The organism is Actinoplanes sp. NPDC051411 (assembly GCF_040682075.1).
In the GTDB taxonomy this organism is placed as follows: domain Bacteria; phylum Actinomycetota; class Actinomycetes; order Mycobacteriales; family Micromonosporaceae; genus Actinoplanes.
In genome coordinates this window covers 31,420-48,014 of the sequence record NZ_JBFBAD010000031.1, presented here as the reverse complement: position 1 = coordinate 48,014, position 16,595 = coordinate 31,420, and the positions used below count along the sequence as shown (strand labels likewise).

Here is a 16,595-nt window from a genome sequence, read left to right as displayed (position 1 = left end):
TCGACACGGGCAAAATAACCGGTGCCCTCACCGCACTGCGCGATATCCGGCACGCCATCGCCAGCTCACGTGCATCAGTTCGGCAAGGTTCCTGCAACGTCCCCGACAAGGCGCCGGAGCCATCGTGACGGCATCCGAATCGTCGACATGGGGGTGGATCGGATGGTTGATCTCGACTGGGTGGCGGCGCCGATTGGCATCGACTCGAAGCGATGGATATCCCGGCCCGACTGCCGGACGATATTGATCGCGGCCCACACGATGGTGAGCTGTCAGCGCCTTCTGGACATCGTTGATCTGATCGAGTCGGACGACCGCGTCCAGACCGTTTTCACGGTCGCGCCGGACGTCTTCAACGCGGGCCTGACCGGTTATCTGCAGCGGCTGGGCGCACTCGTCATCCCGTGGCAGCAGGCGATCCACGAATCGTTCGACCTGGCGATCGCGGCGGCCCACGGCGGCCTGAACGAACTGCACGCGCCGGTGATGCTGGTCGCGCACGGCGCCGGGCACGCCCGGGTGTTCGGCAGCCACCCACCGACCGTGTACGGACTGGACTCGCCACGACTGATCCGCGACGGCCGGGTGATCGCGTCGGCACTCATGCTCTCGCACGAGCACGAACGCGACGTGCTCGCCCGGCAGTGCCCGGACGCGCTCCCGGTCGCCACGGTGGCCGGTGACCCCTGCTTCGACCGGCTGACCGACAGCCTCGCCATGCGGCCCGCCTACCGGCGCGCGCTGGGGATCACCGATCACCAGCGGCTGGTCGTGGTGAGCTCCACCTGGGGAAAAGACGGGCTCTTCGGCGGGGCACCGCAACTGCTGCGGACGCTGATGGCCCAGCTCTCGGGTCTGCGCGCGGCGCTGTTGCTGCATCCGGCGATCCTCGGCGCCCACGGGTCCCGGCAGGTCGGGGCGTGGCTGCGGCCGTGCCTCGACGCCGGCCTGATCCTGGCCGACCCGGCCGAGGACTGGCGGCCCTACATCGCGGCGGCCGACCACCTGATCGGCGACCGCGGGTCCGTCACCGCGTACGGTGCGGCCGTCGGCCTGCCCGTGCTCTGCTTCCAGACCCGCGGCGACGGCCAGGCGGCGGACGGTTCGCCGCAGTCGATCGTCCTCGACACCGCCGCCCGGCTCGACGTGACCCGGCCACTGGGTCCCCAGCTGTCGGCGGCGACCCCGGTCGACCATCGGCGGGTGGCGGCCGCGATCACCTCCCGGCCGGGAAAGTCGGCTCGTCTGCTGCGGCGCGCGATCTATCGGCTCCTCGGACTGCCCGAGCGGCGAGGCAGCTGGGCCGCCGCGCCGGCCCCGAGGGTCGCCTCATGAGCGAGCCACTTGCCTGGGCGCTCGCCGACGTGCTCGTCGTGGGCTCGGACGGACGGCCACCAGCCGACCGCTGCGCCGAGATGCTGGCCCGATATCCGGGCGCGAGCCTAGTCCTGGTTGCCGGTGAGTTCGGGGGTGTGACCGCCGGCTTCCGGGACGGTTCCGTCGTCACGATCCGCGAGCCCTTCCCGCAGGGCGGCCGCCCGGGGCGAACCATGGGCCTCGAAGATCGCCAGCGCCTGCCGTAGGTGACTCCGGCCGAGGGTGACGTCGCCCCGCCGGGTGGCGATCACCCCGGCCAGCTCCATCGCCTCCGCCTCGCCGACCGGGGTGCCGAGCCGTCGCATGCCGTCGAGTGCCTCGGCCGCGGCCCGGTCGGCGGCCGGCAGATCGCCCGCCGCGAGGTAGGCACGGGCCAGCCCGGCCTTGACCCGCACCGGGTTGTACGGATCGGCCGCGGCCGACCGCTCCAGCCGGCCGCCGGCCTCGCGCAGGAACTCGATCGCCTCGGCCGGCCGGCCCAGCCGGGACGACAGGTCACCGAGGTTGATCAAGGTGAGCCCGATGTCGCGGTCCCTTCCCCGCGCGCGAGACTCGGCCAGAACCCTCCGCAGGAGATCCGACGCCGCCTGAAGGCGACCGGCATCCCGGTAGGCCAGGGCCAGCAGCCCCTCCGCCTCGGTCCCCTCCTCGACCTCACCCGCCCGGCGGAACAACATCACCGCCTCGGTCAGGAGCCGCTCGGCCTCATCGTGCTCGCCGAGCGTGCTCGACGTGCGCCCGAGCTGCTTGAGCATGCGGGCCTCGGCACGAGGGTCACCCCACATCCGCGCGGCGGCCAGCCCGCGTTGGTCAAAATCGCGGCGATCGACGCTCTTGCGGTAGAGCTGCAAAGGCCAGACCACATCGGACAGCTGCCAGGCCAATGCGGCCCATCGGCGGTCCAGCGCCGCCTGTCCGGCGGCGGCGAGGTTCGTACGCTCGTGGTCCAGCCAAACCAGCGCCGCCCCGCGGTCGTCGAACACCGGCACCGCCGCGGGCACCGTACGAAATTCGTATCCGAGTCGGCGCCGATAAGGTGTGACCACCGTGTCGGCCGCGCTCGCCGCCGCGAGATACCACTCGGCGATCGCGAGCACCACGTCGTCGCCGGCCTCGTCGGCCTTCTGCAGCGCGTGGAGCCGGACGAGCTGGTGATATCTGAACCGGCCCTCGGCGATCTCCTCGAGCAGATTGACCTCGAGCAGCACGTCGACGAGGCGTACGGCATCGGCGGTGAGCGCCGCGACCGGCCCGAGGCCGAAATCCGGGCCGGGATGCTGGGCCAGCCTGCGGTACAGGACCGCCGCGGGCGTCTCGAGGGCCTGATAGGAAAGCTCGAACGAACCTCGCACCGATACCTCCTCGTCCGGCGTCGCCAGCCGGATCAGCCGCTCGGTCTCGTCGGCCAGCGCGGCCACCACACCGGCGATCGTCAGCTTGGGCCGCGTCGACAGGCGAGCGGCGGCCACGGAAAGGGCGAGCGGCAATCCGGCACACAGATCGGCGAGACGGGCGGCGTGCTTCTGCTCACGCTCCACCCGCGTACGGCCGAGAGCGCTCGTCAAGAGCGCAACCGAATCGTCGGTGTTCAATGGCGTGAGCTCGATGATGGTGGCGCCGTCGGCGATCAGCGCGGACAGACGGCTGCGGCTCGTGATGACGGCGGTGCCGGTCGCACCGGCCGGCAGGAGAACACGCGCCTGGGCGGCCGAATAGGCGTCGTCGAGAACGACGAGAATCGAACGGCCGGCGGTGCGGGAACGGTAGAGCGCCGCGAGATCGGCCAGGCTGACCGGCAGGCCGTCCGGCGGTACGCCCAGCGCCCGGAGGAACGAGCGCAACGCCTCGGCCGGATGTAGTGGTGGCCCCGGCCCGAAACCGTTGAGGCTCAGGAAAAGTTGCCCGTGTTCGAAGGCGCCCGCTCTCTGGTGAGCCCACTGCCGCGCCAGGGCCGTCTTGCCGGTGCCGCCCGCGCCACTGAGGACAATCACCGATCCGGCCGCTTGAAACGCCTCCAGCTCGGCCCGCCGCCCGGCGAAATGCGGAACCGGGCCGGGCAGTTGGTGCGGAACGACCGGCGCCGCCTCAGCGCTGTGAACGTGCACGCCGCCATAGATGTGCCCGGCCTGAATGCTCGGCCCGGCCACAGAGCCGGAAACCTCGTTCCGGCTCAAAACCGGATCCCGCCCCTTATGGTCTTGGCCTGAACGACCTGCGAGGCCTGCCCACTGAAGTGGTTGACCACGCCATCGCCGCTCGCACTGACCGACTGCCACGCTTCGAGGGTCTGCCGCGCGAACCGCGGATCGCTCGCCATGACCCGGGACAGCGCTTCCGCGAGCGCGTTGACGGCCGCCGGCTCGCCCGGGTGGCGCAGCGCGGCGTCGAGGCTTGCGGCCTCGGGCGTGCCGGTGCCGAACCGCGCCCGGATCACGTCACAGACCGACTTCAGAAGAGTCTTGCCGCCGGCGACGATCAGCTCCGACCCTTGCGCCGACAGAGCCGACGCGATGGCCGGCACCACTTCATCGAACATGCCCGCTCCCCCCAGTAGCCAGGCACGGCCATCGTAACGGCGGCCGGCGCAGGCCCACGCATCGAGCGAGCTATATGCCAAAAGGCACCAACCACCGGCGAGATCACTCGGCGTCACGGTACGCCTACGATTCCTGATCACCCGGTCGGGGTAAGCCGAAACGGTCTCATTTATCGCCGTTTTTAAGACCAAACTAAGCAGATCGATACATTCTCGGCCTGGTATCCGACCTCCGGACACGCCAGAGTGCTCCCGTGGCCAAACAGGAGCCACAGCTAGTAGATGGAGGAACGAGCGGTGTCAGAAACCGCAACCCTGCTGGCGGCAGTCTTCCCGTCTGCCGTCAGCCACGCATCAGCACTGCTGGCGCATACCATTGGCGCCGAGCCGATCCATGTCGCACTGGAGAACATGGCCTGGATCAAGCGCCTGATCGTTGAAGCGTGCCTGCGAGCACTTGACTGATTGAGATAGCCGGTGCAGCCCGGGTCGCCACCCTGGCTGCACCGTTTTTCGTTGCACCGTTTTTCGTTGCACCGTTTTTCGCTGCGCCGTTTTCGCTTCGCCGTCGGCCACAGAAGCAGTGTGCCCGACTAGTAGGCACGAGTCAACGGGGCAACGGGACCTCAGTGGAGCAGTCGGCTCGCGAAGACGACGCCGGGCGGGAACCCGCCGCTCTCCGGCCACGCCCGCTTGATCTTCGGACGTCCGCCGTCGGGCCGGCCGCTATAAGCTGCTCGTCGCGCTGGAAGGACCGAAAAATGTCCGCCCGGACCACGTCGGGCTTCGTCGTTCCGATGGTTCGCCGGCCTGACCGACGGTCCTCCATTCCCCCTCAAACGTCCGATATGCAGGCTCGACAAGCGGGCATACATTGACCTGCATGCGCACGCGCCGTGGTCTTCTCGCTTGTGGATTGCTCTCCGCGCTGGTTCTGCCGATCTCTCCGGTGGCCCGTCCGGTCGAAGCGGCCCGTCCGGTCGAAGCGGCCCATCAGGGCGCCTCGGCTCAGCTGGCGGATTCGGCTCAGCCGGGGGATGAGGAGCACGAACATATGGCGCTCGATCTGGCGGGAACGCCGATCAGTGTCATCGAGAAGCAGACGGCCACGAATGCGGCGCGGATTCAGCGCCGGACCGGGCTCCGCCCCGGAACGGCCCGTAAGACCAAGGCGGCCCTCACGGACGCCGATCCGGCGCAGACCGGGCAGTGGAGTCCGGTTGTCGACACGCCGGTCGTTCCGGTGTTCCAGGCGATGCTGCCGGACGGCAAGGTGCTGATCTGGGATTCGGTCGGTGACAACGCGGCCGAGTCCTATCCCGACCAGACGTTCACCCGGGCGATGGTCTGGAATCCGGCCGACAACACCTACAAGCGGGTCGACGTGCAGGGCTCCAACATCTTCTGCGCCGGCTTCGCGCACCTGGCGAACGGCAACATCCTGGTCGCGGGCGGAAACGCCGACCAGCAGCTGAACGGCACCGTGCAGACGCACATCTTCAACTGGCAGACCGAGACGTGGAGCCGCGGCGCCGACATGGCCGGTGCCCGGTGGTATCCGTCGGTCGCGGAAACCGCGAACGGCGAGGAGGTCATCGTCGGCGGTGGCCCGTCGATCGCCGAGGTCTATCAGAACAACGGCGCCATTCGCGAGCTCACCCAGTTCACCAAATACAACGCCCGGCTCTATCCGTTCATGGGGTCGCGGCCGGACACCCAGCTCGCTTTCTTCGGGCCCTATGCGACCGCCTACACCATCACGACCTCGGGCACCGGCGTCATCACCGCGACCGCTACGCGGGACGCCATGACCCGCGACTACGGCGGTTTCGCGACCTACGACATCGGCAAGACGATCGTCGTGGGCGGCGGCAATCTGACCGAGAACGGGGTGGGCCACGTTCCGACCCGCACCGCGGTCGTGATGACGAGCACCGCCTCCACGGCGCCGACTTTCGCCGCGACCGGCTCGTTGTCGATCGGGCGGCGCCAATTCAGCTCGACCCTGCTGGCCGACGGCTCGGTGCTGGCGACCGGCGGCCTGACCAGCGCGGCCACCTCGGGGCTGGTCGACCTGGACCACGCCGCCACCGCGGCCGAACGGTGGGATCCGGCCACCGGCCAATGGACCGTGCTGGCGAGCGCGAGCCGCATCCGGCAATACCATTCCGCGGCCGTCCTGCTGCCGGACGGGCGGGTCATGACCGGTGGCGGCGGGGTCTGCGGCATCTGCGTGACCGACGGATATCTCGAGAAGAACGTCGAATACTTCACCCCGCCCTACCTGCTCAAGAAGGCGGACCGGCCGGTCATCTCGGCCGCACCGGCAACGGTCGGCGTCAATACCGCGTTCACCGTCACCTCGAGCCAGGCGGCGAACATCGCCAAGGTCGCCCTGGTCGGACTCGGCGACGCGACGCACGCGGTCGACCAGGGGCAGCGCTATGTCCCGCTGCGGTTCTCGGCCTCGGGAACGACCCTGACCGTCACCGGTCCGCCGACCGGCGGCGTGGCTCCGCCCGGCTATTACATGCTGTTCCTCGTCGACAAGGACGGCGTGCCCTCGGTCGCGAAAATGGTTCAGGTCGGGTCGAACCCGAAGCCGCTGATGAGTCCGGTCAAGAACAGCACCGGCCGCTGCATCGACGTGCCCAACTCGTCGCTCGCGGTGCGCACCTATCTGCAGGGGTACGACTGCAACGGCACGAAGGCCCAGGACCTGACCCGTCTGCCGAACGACTATTCGCTGCGGGTGCTCGGCAACTGCCTCGACGTGCCGTCGCAGAATTTCGTGTCCGGCCAGAAGATCTGGGAGCACTACTGCAACGGCACGGCGGCCCAGACGTGGCAGTTCGGCACCGACGGCACGATCCGGCCGCGCGCCAAGACGACGCTGTGTCTCGCCGCCTCGTCGTCCGCCAAGTGGGCGACGATTATCCTCACCACGTGCAATGGCAACGCCCTGCAGAAATGGACCTGGTAGCGCTCGCGGACGGCATCAGGGCCACACCACCGACGCATTGCGCCGGGCCCTCGGCGAGACAAGACCGAAAACCGAGGCGGCGCATCAGACCTTTGTCACCGGCACGCTGGACTTCGAGGACCCGCCGGCCGGCATGTGGTCGCTCGACCGCTACGTGTCGTTGCTGATGGGCGAGGTGCCCCGGCTGACCGACGACGCCGACGGCTACGGCCCGGCCGGCCGGGGCTTCATCGCTCATGTCGACGTCCCGGCCGAGGTGCACCGGGCGCTGGATCACCTGAAAGAGTCGACCTTGTGCACGCCGCGCGGAGCGGATGCGCGGTGGGCCAGCTGACGGCGGCGTAACCTGGAATGTCCGACAAATACGGCATTTCCGGAGGTTGACGATGAAGCGAACCATGGCCCTGGCCCTCACCGCGGCGGCTGTGACCGCACTCGGAGCCGCCCCGGCGCAAGCGGCCTCCCCCAAGATGATCACGTTGACCGTGGCCGACAACGGCCGCCACATCCGCGTGCCGCGAGGCGAGCACGTCATGGTCCAGCTCAAGGTGAAGGGCCGCGACGCCGATCCGTCCACCTGGTGGCGGCCGATCGCCGAGAACGGCCGCGCCCTGCAGGCCCGCGTGGTCGGCACGATGACCCCGCGCGGGGTCACGGCCGGGCACTACTACGCCGTCCATCGCGGCGAGGCGACGCTGTCGTCCGCCCGCGCGGCCTGCCCGGCGAGCAGCAACGCGCCGACCTGCTTCGCCATGCAGGGCTGGAGCGTCACGGTCGACGTCCGCTAGAGACGCCGGCTTGGCGCGGTCGCCGAGCTCCCCACACAGCGGGCGGCTGCAGGCGTACGGAAAAGAAGCTGACCGCCTGGCGGCCCGGCGGCGGCCCGACCAGGCCGGCCGGGCGTGCCAGGCCGGCCGGGCGTGCCAGGCCGGCCGGTCAGTAGCGCACGTCGCTCTCCAGCAACGGCGGATAGACCCCCGACGACTCGCCGTCGACCGTGGTGCCGGCGAACTGCAGCATCGCCCGGGCCGGACCGTGCATCGGCGCCGGGTAGTCGAGGTCGGGCGCCGACACGGCATCGAGCCGAGCGATCTGGTCTGATGTCAGCGTCACCTCGAGGGCGGTCAGATTGTCCAGCAGATGGTCCAACCGGCGCGCGCCCACGATCGGGATCACGCTGCCCGGACGGGCCCGCAGCCAGGCCAGGGCGACCGCCGACGACGACACCTCGTGTTCCGACGCGATCGACGCCACGGTTTCGATCACCTCGTAGTCGGCGTCCGACGGGCCGCCGACGTGGGCCGTGCGCGCCGAGTCGGTGACGACCAGGTCGCGGCGGTACTTGCCGGACAGGAAGCCGTTCTTGAGCGGGCTCCACGGGGTCAGTGAGATGCCCTGGTCGCGGGCGAACGGCGCCAACTCGCCCTCGACCGTCCGGGCGAGCAGCGAATATTCCACCTGCAGGGCGACCAGCGGCGTCCAGCCCCGCAGCAGCGCCATCGTCTGGGCCTGGGCGGTCACCCACGCCGGCGTGTTGGAGAAGCCGATGTAGCGGATCTTCCCGGCCCGCACCAGGTCGTCGAGGGCCCGCATGGTCTCCTCGATCGGGGTGTTCCGGTCCCAGTTGTGCATCCAATACAGGTCCAGATAGTCGGTGCGCAGCCGCCGCAGCGTCTCGTTCAGCTGGGCCGCGATGGTCCCCCGCCCGGCGCCGCCGCCGTTCGGGTCGCCCGGGAACATGTTGAAGAAGAACTTCGATGCCAGCACGACGTGCGAGCGGCTTCCGGGGCGGGCGTGGAAATAGTCGCCGAGAATCGCCTCGGAATGGCCGTTGGTATAGAAGTTGGCCGTGTCGATGAAGTTGCCGCCGCGCTCCAGGTAGCCGGTGAGAATCTTCTCCGACTCCTCGACGCTGCAACCGGCGCCGGGCGGGTCCTCGCCGAAGGTCATCGCGCCGAGGGAGAGCGGGCTGACCCGCAGCCCGGAACGGCCGAGGGTCTCGTAGTGGTCGAGCGGCATCTGATTGCTCCCGAGATCGAGGTGGGAGGGACATCTCCAATCTCCATCCGGCGCGTCCGCCCAGGTAGACCGATCGTCGCGGCCTCTTGCCTATTCCTCCACGAAGCCGGAAGCCCGGGCCACCGGAGCACCGGCCACCGAGCCGGAAGCCCTGGCGAAAGCGGGGTCCAGGCCGTACAGGAATCGCGTCATCCCGGCGATCCGCCCGCCCCGCAGAGTCAGCACCATCAACCCGGCCCGCGCCCCGTCGAGATAGCTGGCAAACGCATATTGCCGATTGACCCGGACCGGTTCCAGACGCATCGCACGCTCCCCCCGCCACGCCCCGCTCACCTCGAGAAACTCCAGGACCGCCGGAATCCCGTGATATTCGTGCGGCGCCGGCGGCATCGCCAGCCACGCGTCGTCGGTCAGCAGCGAGACCAGCGCGTCGATGTCACGCACCTCGAAAGCGTCCGCGAAACGCCGCGTGAGCGCCCGCTCGTCCGAGGAGGGCGGGGTAACCGGACGCGGCTCACCGAGCGTGGCCCGCGCCCGCTGCAGCGCACCCTTCACCGCGGTCGCCGTCGTGTCGAGCAGCGACGCGACCTCCCCGGTCGAATAGCCGAGCACGTCCTTCAGGATCAGCACCGCGGTTTGCCGGGGCGGCAACTGCTGCAGTCCGACGACGAACGCCAGCTCGATCGCCTCCCGCATGCCGTACCGGGCCTCCGGCCCGGGCGCCCGATCGGGCACGGCCTCCAGCAGGGTGTCCGGGAACGGCTCCAACCAGGTCACTTCGGCCAGGCGGCTCGGCGGCGGCGGGGTGAAGGGCGGCCTGGGCGTTTCCGGTACGCGCCGGGAAGCCGCCCGCCGCGCGTTGAGGCATTGATTGGTCGCGATCCGATAGAGCCAGGTACGCAACGAGGACCGTTCCTCGAACCCGTCCCGCCCCCGCCACGCCGCGATCATCGTCTCCTGCAGCACGTCCTCGGCCTCGGTCAGCGACCCGAGCATCCGGTAGCAGTGCACGCGCAGCTCAGCCCGGTAGGGCTCGATCCGGTCCCCGAATTCCTCCACCCGGTCATCCTGGCACCGTTCCGTTCCCGGGCCGAGCGGTGTCAGTACCGGTAAACGACACGAGAGGAACCATGATGAGCGACCAGGCACTGCGGGTGGCGCTGGACTACTACGCGGCGTGGACCGGGCACGACCTCGACAAGGCGATGACGTTCGTCGCCGACGGCATCGTCTGCGAGGCGCCGGCCGGGCGGCTCGAGGGCGCGGCGGCGTACCGCGAATTCATGGCCCCGTTCGTCAGCATGCTGGTGCGGGCCGAACTGTTCGGCGGTTACGGCGACGACGAACACGCCCTGGTCGCCTACGACACCGAGACCCGCCTGGTGGCGAGCGCTCCCGCGGCCGAGTATGTGACCGTTCGCGACGGCAGAATCATCCACAGTCGATTCATTTTCGACCGCCTGCCGTTCGTGCGGGCCCGTTCCTGACCACAGAGAAACAAGCAGGGCTCAAGCGATCGCCGGCACCTTCCTCAGCCGCAGCGCGAGGGCCCCCGCCGCGGCGATCAGAAGCGCCGACAGCAGCACCACACCGTCCCAGCCGCCGGCCGACCACGCGGTCCCGGCCAGGCTGCCCGCGATCGACGACCCGGCGTAGTAGGCGACCAGGTAGAGCGAGGCGGCCTGGCCCGCCGCGACCCCGCCGGCGTGGGCGCGCACCGGCACCCAGCCGCTGGCCACGCCGTGCAGGCAGAAGAACCCGGCGGTCAGCACCGCGAGCCCGAGCACCACCACCGGCAGATGTCCGGAAAGGGTCAGCAGGAGGCCGGCCCCGGTCAGCACCGCGCCGGCCGGCATGACCGCGCGCCGGCCGAACCGGTCGGCCAGCCGCCCGGACACCGCCGAGCTGAGCGAGCCGATCGGATAGACCAGGAAGACCGAGCTGGCCGCACCGGCGCCGAGCGCGAAAGGAGCGGCGGTCAGCCGGAATCCGAGCGCGTTGAAGACCGCGATGAAGGCGCCCATCGCGCACGCGCCGATGCCGTAGAGGGCGAGCAGCGCCGGGTCGGTGATCGCCCGCGCGCTGAGGGCGGAGGTGCGGCGGGCGACGAAGTGCCGCGACGCCGGCAGCGTGACCCCGGCGATGCCGGCACAAACGAGACCGATAACGGCCACGGCGGCGAGGGCCGGCCGCCAGCCGTACGCCTCGGCGATCGGCCCCGAGGTCAGTCGCCCGGCCATGCCACCGAGCGCGGTGCCGCCGATGTAGAGGCCGGCCGCGCGGGCGTGCGTACCGGGGTGAAGTTCTTCCCGCAGATAGGCGGTCGCGACCGCCGGCAGCCCGGCCAGCGCGATGCCTTGAAGCAGCCGCAGCGTCAGGAGGACGGGCCAGCTCGGCGCGGCCGCGCAGGCCAGGCCGAGCAGGCCGGAGAGGACGAGCGAGAGGTGGATGAGCCGGGTGCGGCCGATGCGCTCGGACAGCGGGCCGGTGACCAGCAGGGCGACGCCGAGGCCGATCGTTGCGAGCGAGAGCGACCAGGCGCTGGCGGCCGGCGAGACGTGGAAGGCCGCGCTGAGCTCGGGCAGGACCGCCTGGGTGCTGTAGAGCGAGGCGAAGGTGGCCACGCCCGCCGCGAACAGGGCCAGGCTGATCCGGCGGTAGCCGGGCTCCCCGGCTTGGTAGGTCATCGTTCAACCCTCGACCTACCTGGGTCTATACGTCCAATGCATGGAGCGTCAGCAGGTCATGCCGTTCTCGTATGATGCCTCGATATGCAGATCGAGGACCTCCGCGGATTGCTGGCGCTCGGTGAGCATGAACACGTCACGTCGGCCGCCGCCGCGCTCGGCATCAGCCAGCCGAACCTGTCCCGCCTGCTGTCCCGGGTCGAGGCCGAGCTCGGCGCCCGGCTGTTCGAGCGGGACGCCCGCGGCGCGCACCCCAACCCGCTCGGCTCGGTGACCCTGGACGCCGCCCGCGACCTGGTCGAACGGTACGACCGTCTGCGCCGCGACCTCGGCGGCCTGCTCGACCCGGACGCCGGGACCGTCCGGCTCGCCTTCCTCGACTCGATGTCGACCTCGCTGGTGCCCCGGCTGCTGCGCGACGTGCGGGCGTCGGCCCCGCTTCTGCGGGTCGAGCTGCGCCAGGAACCGGGCCACGAGATCATGCCCCACCTGGCGACCGGCGTCGCCGAGCTGGCCATCGTCTCGGGCCGGCCGGCCGCGCCCCACGGCTGGCGGGCGCTGCAGGAGCAGCGGCTGGTCGTGGTCGTCCCGGCCGGGCACCGTTTCGCGGGCCGCCGGCGGCTGCGGCTGGCCGACCTCGAGGGCGAGGACTTCGTCAGCATCCCGCCCGGGTTCGGGTTTCGCGAGCACCTCGACGGACTGTTCGCCGAGGCCCGCGTCGCGCCCCGGATCGCCTTCGAGATCGGCGACCTGGCCACCATCGAAGGGCTGGTCGGCGCCGGCCTGGGCGTAGCCGTGGTGCCGGAGCAGTTCGCCGGCGCCTCCGGCACGGTCGGTGTCCCCCTGGCCAACCCGGGCGCCTCCCGGGTGATCGGCCTGACCTGGCGGGCCGACCGCACGCTGGCGCCGGCCGCCGCCCGCTTCCTCGCGATAGTCTCGGCCGCCGGCCCCTACTGACGTCTGGTCAGGTCATAGACCGTGCTGCCACCAACCGTGGTCGCCGCGAAGTTGGCGGCCACCCACTGCTCGATCTGGTTCCCCGAGCCCCGTCCGCCACTGAGGTAGTAGCGGACGTCGCCGTCGGCCACATACTTCTGGAACTGCGCGAGCGTCGGCGACGGGTCACTGCCGGTGAACCCGCCGATCGCCATGACCGACTCACCACTGGCCAGCTGCAACGGAGCGGCTTCCATCGAGCCGTTCGTCGCCGCCGCCCACCGCACGTCACCGGCGCTCTTCAGCAGCGTCACCACCGCGGCATCGGCCTGGCCGCCGCCGAAACCCCCGCGTCGGTTGCGCTGGCTGCCATTCCCCGAGCGCCCATTTCCGTACGCGCGCACGCCGTCCCCACCCGCAGGACTGCCAGTCCCGGCGTCGGCCGAGCCAGTGCCACCGCTCGCGCTCCCCAAGCCGGCGCCGCCGGCCGCATCGCCGTTGCCCGAGCCGCTCCCGTCGCCACCGGCGCCGTTGCCGGCGGCCGAGCCGCCGCCCGCGGCCGAGCCGTTCCCGTCAGCCGAGCCGTTGCCGGCGACCGAACCGTTGCCGTCAGCCGAGCCGCTGCCCGCGGCCGAGCCGCCCGGGAAGCCGGCGCCGTTCGGCCCGCCGCCGGGGAAGTCTCCACCGTTCGAGCCGTTGCCGCTGCCGCGGAAGCGTCCTCCGCCCGGGAAGCCGCCCCCGGCACCGCCTCCGAATCCGCCCGTCGACACCCCGGCCGGGCCGGCCGTCGGCGTCGAGCCCGTGTGGGCGGTGCCGGCCGTTGTCACTCCCCAGGCCGCGCTCCCCAGGCCGAGCGGCAACACCCCGGCCGCGGCGACCGCCAGCGCGGCCCGGCCCACGCGGGCCGGCGGCACCAGCAGCACCCCGGCGACCAGGATGCCGGCGACCAGGATCACCCAGCGCAGGCTCGGCGCCCACGACACCCGGCCGAGCAGCACGAAGTCCCAGACGCCGGTCGCCAGCACCATCGCGGCCAGGAAGGCGCGGGCCGCCACGCCGGCGCGCAGATCCCACAGGACGCGGAGGCCGATCGCGACCAGGGCGGCGATCCCGGGGGCCAGGGCGATCGAATAGTACGGGTGGACGGTGCCGCTCATGAAGCTGAACGTCAGCGCGGTCACCAGGGTCCAGGCGCCCCAGATGAGGGCGGATGCGCGTACGGGAAATTGCCGCGCGGCCAGCGCGAGCAAGCCGACCAGCGCGACCAGCGCGACCAACGCGGCCGGCAGCAGCCAGGAGATCTCGAGTCCGAAGGACGAGCCGAACATGCGGCCGAAGCCGGGCGCGCCCCCGAACATCGAGCCGCCCCCGAAACCGCCACCACCGCCCCCACCGCCGCGGTTCCCGTCGCCGCCGAAGATGCGGCCGAGCCCGTTGTAGCCGATCGCCAGTTGCCAGAGCGAGTTGTTGGTCGACCCGGCGATGTAGGGGCGCGAGGAGGCCGGCCAGATCGACACCAGCGCGACCAGCCAGCCGCCCGAGACGAGCAGCGCGGCCCCGGCGATGAGCAGGTCGCGGATGCGGCGAAGCCACGAGAGCGGCGCGCAGAACAGGTAGGCGAGCGCGAATCCGGGCAGCACCAGGAAGCCCTGCAGCATCTTGGTCAGGAAGGCGAACCCGAGCAGCACGCCGGTCCCGGCCAGCCACCTCCACGAGCCGCGGTCCAGGGAACGGACGGTCGTATAGGCCGCCGCGGTCATCAGCAGGACCAGCAGGGCGTCCGGGTTGTCGAAGCGGAACATCAGGACGGCCACCGGGGTGAGCGCCAGGATCGCGCCGGCGATCAGGCCGGCGACCGGCCCGAACCAGCGGCGGACCGTGGCGGCCAGCAACGCGACGCTGCCGACGCCCATCAGCGCCTGCGGCACCAGCAGCGCCCCGCTGTTGACGCCGAACAGCCGCATCGACAGGCCCATCACCCACATCGCGGCCGGCGGTTTGTCGACCGTGATCGCGTTGCCCGGGTCGAGGGAGGCGAACAGCCACGCCTTCCACGACATCGAGCCGGACTGGGCCGAGGCGGCGTAGAAGTCGTTGGCCCAGCCGGAGGCGCCCAGGTCCCACAGGTAGAGCACGGCCGTGCCGGCGAGCAGCAGCCACAACGCGGTGCGGGTCCAGGGCATCGTGAACCGTCGCGTCGGGGCGTCAACCGCGGGCGCGGGCGCCCCGTCGAGGGTCAGCGTCATGCCGGAACAATCGCCCGGCCGCCTACGGAAACGGTGTGGCGAAACTGTGGGGAACCTGTGGAAAGCGGGCGAACTCTCAAGTCGCCAGGGCCGGCGCCGGGACCAGCGGGAGCCGGCCGGCACCGGCCAGCAGCGCGGTCTCCCGCAGCGCGCCGAAGGGCGAGAAATGCAGCGTCAACCCGTCCGGGAAGTCGAGCTCGACATCCGCGCCGACGCCCAGACGAGCGGCGAGTGCGGGTGAGAGGCCGCCCGCCCCGGGCACGCTCACCCGGACCGGCAGGTCGATGCCCCGGCGCCGCGACTCGGCGAGCCAGTCCCCGACCGCCGCCCGGGTCGCGAACTGCAGCGTCACGCTCCCGGCCAGGCCCTGCTCGCCGAGGGCGTCCACCTTGGCCGCGAGGTCGGCCCACAGGCGGTCGTCGTCGATCAGCGGATGGCCCGATGGATAGGCCGGCAGACCGATCGACCGAAAGCCGTGTTCGGCCAACAGGCCGGAGCGGATCAGGGCCAGGCCGTCCGGGAACGGCCCCCGCGACATCACCGGGTCACCCCCGACCACGAACAGCTGGTCGGTTGCCGCCCGCAGCCCGGCCAGGCCGGCCGCGGACTCCAGCCGCCGGGCGGCGAGGTGCGGCACCGGGACGAAACCCATTTTCCGTACGGCGTGGGCCGCCTCGACGAGCGCCGGCAGGTCGTCGCCGGTCAGGTGCGGGATCGCGATGCGGGTTCCGGGTGGGAGCACGTCGCGTACGGCCGCGAGCTCGCCCGCCCGGCGGGCGACCGTCTCGAACGAGAAGTCCTTGAACATCCGCGCCTCCGATGCATCGTGCATCCGGATAACGGGTTGGCCGGTTCGGCTATTCCGCCTGCTCAGGACGCCTGGAGGAGCTCCGCCGTGGCCTCCCAGAGGCGCCTTTCGCGGCTGCGGTCGGCGGCGACCGGCGAAACCTCGGTCACCCGGTTCTTCACGACGAACGCGCCGTCGCGCAGGCCCGACCACCGGGCGTCGAGGGCGACCGATGCGAGCGCGGGACCGGAGCGTTCCGGGGTCGAGACGCCGGGCAGGCGGGCCAGGCCGCGGCCGATCGCCTGGAGCGCCCCGGGGGTGTCCCGGCCGAGCGACGTGCCGGGCATCCAGCCGGGCTCGAAGACGGCGACGTTCACACCGGCCCGGACCTGGCGCTGGAGCTCGTGGGCGTAGTAGAGGATCGCGAGCTTGGCGTTCGAGTAGGCGACGCCGGACGCCTGGAAACCCGGGTTCCGGTCGCCGGTCGCCGGGCGGGCGATGTCGGCCGGGTCGCGCCAGTCGGCCCCGGGCACGCCGAGCAGCCGCCGCCAGAAGTTGGCGTGGTAGGTGTTCGAGCCGAGCAGCACGATCCGGGCCGGGGTGATCAGGTCACCGATGAGGTCGCCGATCAGCTGCGCGTGCGCGAGGTAGTTGACCGCGAAGGTCAGCTCGTAGCCGTCGCGGGAGGCCCGCCTCGTGTCGGCCGACATGGTACCGGCGTTGGCGACCACGACGCTGACGCCGAGCGCCCGGGCCCGCGCGGCCGCCTTCCGCACGTCGGCGAGGCTGGATAGGTCGCAGCCGATCTCGTGGACCCGCGCTCCCCGCGCCCGGGCCTCCCCGGCGACCTCGGTGAGCCTGCTTCCGCCGCGGCCGACGAGAACCAGCTCGGGCGGTTCCGGCCTCGCGGCCATGGCCAGGGTGGCGGCGCGGCCCAGGCCGCGGGTCGGGCCGGTGATCAGTACGGTTGTCATACCTTCGAGCGTCACGGACGGTCCGGCCGTCCGGCAGTCGTCCCGTTGTC

Annotated in this window: 15 protein-coding genes; 7 read left to right on the top strand and 8 right to left on the bottom strand. The window is 71.2% G+C overall.

What is annotated here, in order from left to right; genetic code table 11:
* The first annotated feature begins 162 nt into the window (after positions 1-162).
* Positions 163-1,335, top strand: a complete 1,173-nt coding sequence (locus AB0M88_RS19030; protein ID WP_364103362.1) for a hypothetical protein — start codon at positions 163-165, stop codon at positions 1,333-1,335.
* 107 nt (positions 1,336-1,442) lie between these two features.
* On the opposite strand, the gene AB0M88_RS19025 is transcribed toward AB0M88_RS19030, so the two are convergent.
* Together AB0M88_RS19025 and AB0M88_RS19020 are read right to left on the bottom strand one after the other, a co-directional pair.
* Complete coding sequence (locus AB0M88_RS19025) at positions 1,443-3,551, bottom strand: tetratricopeptide repeat protein (protein WP_364103359.1); 2,109 nt, start codon at positions 3,549-3,551, stop codon at positions 1,443-1,445.
* Entirely contained in the window at positions 3,548-3,901 is a 354-nt protein-coding gene (locus tag AB0M88_RS19020) for a hypothetical protein (RefSeq protein ID WP_364103356.1), read from the bottom strand. Before AB0M88_RS19020 ends, AB0M88_RS19025 begins: the two co-directional genes overlap by 4 nt.
* A 294-nt stretch (positions 3,902-4,195) precedes the next feature.
* Between AB0M88_RS19020 and AB0M88_RS19015 the strand changes: the two genes are divergently transcribed.
* The 4 genes from AB0M88_RS19015 (at position 4,196) to AB0M88_RS19000 (ending at position 7,684) form a co-directional block, all read left to right on the top strand.
* A complete protein-coding gene (locus AB0M88_RS19015; protein WP_364103354.1) occupies positions 4,196-4,378 on the top strand; it encodes a hypothetical protein in 183 nt (60 codons plus the stop codon).
* Positions 4,379-4,796: 418 nt separating this feature from the next.
* A complete protein-coding gene (locus AB0M88_RS19010; RefSeq protein ID WP_364103351.1) occupies positions 4,797-6,896 on the top strand; it encodes a galactose oxidase-like domain-containing protein in 2,100 nt (699 codons plus the stop codon).
* A 37-nt stretch (positions 6,897-6,933) separates the two neighbouring features.
* On the top strand, positions 6,934-7,230 hold the full coding sequence (locus tag AB0M88_RS19005) for a hypothetical protein (RefSeq protein ID WP_364103348.1): 297 nt from the start codon (positions 6,934-6,936) through the stop codon (positions 7,228-7,230).
* A gap of 52 nt (positions 7,231-7,282) precedes the next feature.
* Complete coding sequence (locus AB0M88_RS19000) at positions 7,283-7,684, top strand: hypothetical protein (protein ID WP_364103345.1); 402 nt, start codon at positions 7,283-7,285, stop codon at positions 7,682-7,684.
* Positions 7,685-7,832: 148 nt separating this feature from the next.
* Here the strand turns inward: AB0M88_RS19000 and AB0M88_RS18995 are convergent, their stop codons facing one another.
* Both AB0M88_RS18995 and AB0M88_RS18990 read right to left on the bottom strand, forming a co-directional pair.
* Complete coding sequence (locus AB0M88_RS18995; protein ID WP_364103342.1) at positions 7,833-8,915, bottom strand: aldo/keto reductase; 1,083 nt, start codon at positions 8,913-8,915, stop codon at positions 7,833-7,835.
* A gap of 90 nt (positions 8,916-9,005) precedes the next feature.
* Complete coding sequence (locus AB0M88_RS18990) at positions 9,006-9,974, bottom strand: RNA polymerase subunit sigma-70 (RefSeq protein ID WP_364103339.1); 969 nt, start codon at positions 9,972-9,974, stop codon at positions 9,006-9,008.
* A 74-nt stretch (positions 9,975-10,048) separates the two neighbouring features.
* Between AB0M88_RS18990 and AB0M88_RS18985 the strand changes: the two genes are divergently transcribed.
* Positions 10,049-10,402, top strand: a complete 354-nt coding sequence (locus tag AB0M88_RS18985) for a nuclear transport factor 2 family protein (protein WP_364103336.1) — start codon at positions 10,049-10,051, stop codon at positions 10,400-10,402.
* A 21-nt stretch (positions 10,403-10,423) separates the two neighbouring features.
* Here AB0M88_RS18985 and AB0M88_RS18980 read toward each other — a convergent pair whose 3' ends face one another.
* Complete coding sequence (locus tag AB0M88_RS18980; protein WP_364103333.1) at positions 10,424-11,602, bottom strand: MFS transporter; 1,179 nt, start codon at positions 11,600-11,602, stop codon at positions 10,424-10,426.
* Positions 11,603-11,686: 84 nt separating this feature from the next.
* Here AB0M88_RS18980 and AB0M88_RS18975 point away from each other — a divergent pair, with 84 nt between their 5' ends.
* Complete coding sequence (locus tag AB0M88_RS18975) at positions 11,687-12,559, top strand: LysR family transcriptional regulator (protein WP_364103330.1); 873 nt, start codon at positions 11,687-11,689, stop codon at positions 12,557-12,559.
* Here AB0M88_RS18975 and AB0M88_RS18970 read toward each other — a convergent pair.
* The 3 genes from AB0M88_RS18970 to AB0M88_RS18960 form a co-directional block, all read right to left on the bottom strand.
* Positions 12,553-14,784, bottom strand: a complete 2,232-nt coding sequence (locus AB0M88_RS18970) for a glycosyltransferase family 39 protein (RefSeq protein WP_364103327.1) — start codon at positions 14,782-14,784, stop codon at positions 12,553-12,555. The genes AB0M88_RS18975 and AB0M88_RS18970 overlap by 7 nt on opposite strands.
* A 76-nt stretch (positions 14,785-14,860) precedes the next feature.
* Complete coding sequence (locus AB0M88_RS18965; RefSeq protein ID WP_364103324.1) at positions 14,861-15,616, bottom strand: methylenetetrahydrofolate reductase; 756 nt, start codon at positions 15,614-15,616, stop codon at positions 14,861-14,863.
* Between the two features lie 38 nt (positions 15,617-15,654).
* Entirely contained in the window at positions 15,655-16,545 is an 891-nt protein-coding gene (locus tag AB0M88_RS18960; RefSeq protein WP_364103321.1) for an SDR family NAD(P)-dependent oxidoreductase, read from the bottom strand.
* Positions 16,546-16,595: the final 50 nt, after the last annotated feature.

Bases quoted from the DNA above. Each gene is read 5' to 3' on its own strand.
- AB0M88_RS18970 (WP_364103327.1), bottom strand. From the start codon at position 14,784: ATGACGCTGACCCTCGACGGGGCGCCCGCGCCCGCGGTTGACGCCCCG.
- AB0M88_RS19000 (WP_364103345.1), top strand. From the start codon at position 7,283: ATGAAGCGAACCATGGCCCTGGCCCTCACCGCGGCGGCTGTGACCGCA.
- AB0M88_RS18985 (WP_364103336.1), top strand. From the start codon at position 10,049: ATGAGCGACCAGGCACTGCGGGTGGCGCTGGACTACTACGCGGCGTGG.
- AB0M88_RS18995 (WP_364103342.1), bottom strand. From the start codon at position 8,915: ATGCCGCTCGACCACTACGAGACCCTCGGCCGTTCCGGGCTGCGGGTC.
- AB0M88_RS18960 (WP_364103321.1), bottom strand. From the start codon at position 16,545: ATGACAACCGTACTGATCACCGGCCCGACCCGCGGCCTGGGCCGCGCC.
- AB0M88_RS19030 (WP_364103362.1), top strand. From the start codon at position 163: ATGGTTGATCTCGACTGGGTGGCGGCGCCGATTGGCATCGACTCGAAG.
- AB0M88_RS18980 (WP_364103333.1), bottom strand. From the start codon at position 11,602: ATGACCTACCAAGCCGGGGAGCCCGGCTACCGCCGGATCAGCCTGGCC.
- AB0M88_RS18965 (WP_364103324.1), bottom strand. From the start codon at position 15,616: ATGCACGATGCATCGGAGGCGCGGATGTTCAAGGACTTCTCGTTCGAG.
- AB0M88_RS18975 (WP_364103330.1), top strand. From the start codon at position 11,687: ATGCAGATCGAGGACCTCCGCGGATTGCTGGCGCTCGGTGAGCATGAA.
- AB0M88_RS19010 (WP_364103351.1), top strand. From the start codon at position 4,797: ATGCGCACGCGCCGTGGTCTTCTCGCTTGTGGATTGCTCTCCGCGCTG.
- AB0M88_RS19015 (WP_364103354.1), top strand. From the start codon at position 4,196: ATGGAGGAACGAGCGGTGTCAGAAACCGCAACCCTGCTGGCGGCAGTC.